General features: G+C 59.9%; 1 protein-coding gene. It reads left to right on the top strand.

Translation table 11 applies throughout. The features are described from left to right. Positions 1-1,044: LON peptidase substrate-binding domain-containing protein (locus B3Q33_RS06935; protein ID WP_286827320.1), on the top strand; the 1,044-nt coding region annotated here is incomplete at both ends.

The raw sequence follows: 1,044 nt of genomic DNA, 5'->3' as shown, positions 1-1,044 counted from the left end.
CCGGATTCGGTGACGCCGGAAGATTTCCCGGAATACGGCTGCCTGGTCAAGGTTCACGCCCTCAATGAAGAAAACGACCAGTTCCAGATGGTGGCTCAGGGCACCACGCGATTTCATATTGAAAACTGGCTGACCCGCAAGCGGCCCTTCATGGCTGAGGTCAGCTATCCGGAACCTCGTGTCGAGGCGGATGAAACCATCCGCGCCTTCGGCATGGCCATTATCAACACCATCCGCGAACTGCTGCCCCTGAATCCGCTCTACAATGAAGGGCTGCGCCACTATCTACAGAATTTCTCCCCCAGCGACCCCTCGCCGCTGACTGACTTCGCAGCAGCGCTAACCAGCGCCAACGGCGCGGAGCTGCAGGCCATTCTGGAAACCGTGCCGTTGAAACCGCGCATGGAAAAAGTGCTCACTCTGGTCAAGAAAGAGCTGGAGGTGGCCCGACTGCAGAGCCAGATTTCCGAAGAGGTCAACGAGAAGGTCAGTCAGCACCAGCGCGACTTCTTCCTCCGCGAGCAGCTCAAGATCATCCAGCGGGAGCTGGGCCTGAGCAAGGATGACAAGACCGCCGAAGCGGAGGAATTCCGCGAACGCATGAGCGCCTTGGCGCCGCCGGAATCCGTACAGAAACGTTTTGAAGACGAGCTGCAGAAGCTGTCAGTGCTGGAAACCGGCTCACCGGAATATGGCGTCACGCGCAACTATCTGGACTGGCTCACCAGCGTACCCTGGGGCCAATACAGCGACGACAACCTGGATCTGAAACATGCCCGGGAGATCCTGGAAGCCCACCACAGCGGCCTGGATGATGTGAAGGACCGGATTGTGGAATTTCTGGCCGTGGGCGCCCTGCGTGGCGAGGTCAAAGGGTCCATTATCCTGCTGGTGGGCCCACCGGGTGTGGGCAAGACCAGCATCGGTAAATCCGTCGCCGATGCCCTGGACCGCAAATTCTACCGATTCAGCCTGGGCGGCATGCGCGACGAAGCCGAGATCAAGGGCCATCGGCGCACCTACATCGGCGCCATGCCCGGCAAG

Origin of the sequence: Alcanivorax sp. UBA3183, from assembly GCF_002364155.1 — a bacterium.
GTDB classification, from domain to species: Bacteria; Pseudomonadota; Gammaproteobacteria; order Pseudomonadales; family Alcanivoracaceae; genus Alcanivorax; species Alcanivorax jadensis.
The sequence above is the reverse complement of the archived record's forward strand: the minus strand, read 5'-3'. Positions and strand labels throughout refer to the sequence as shown.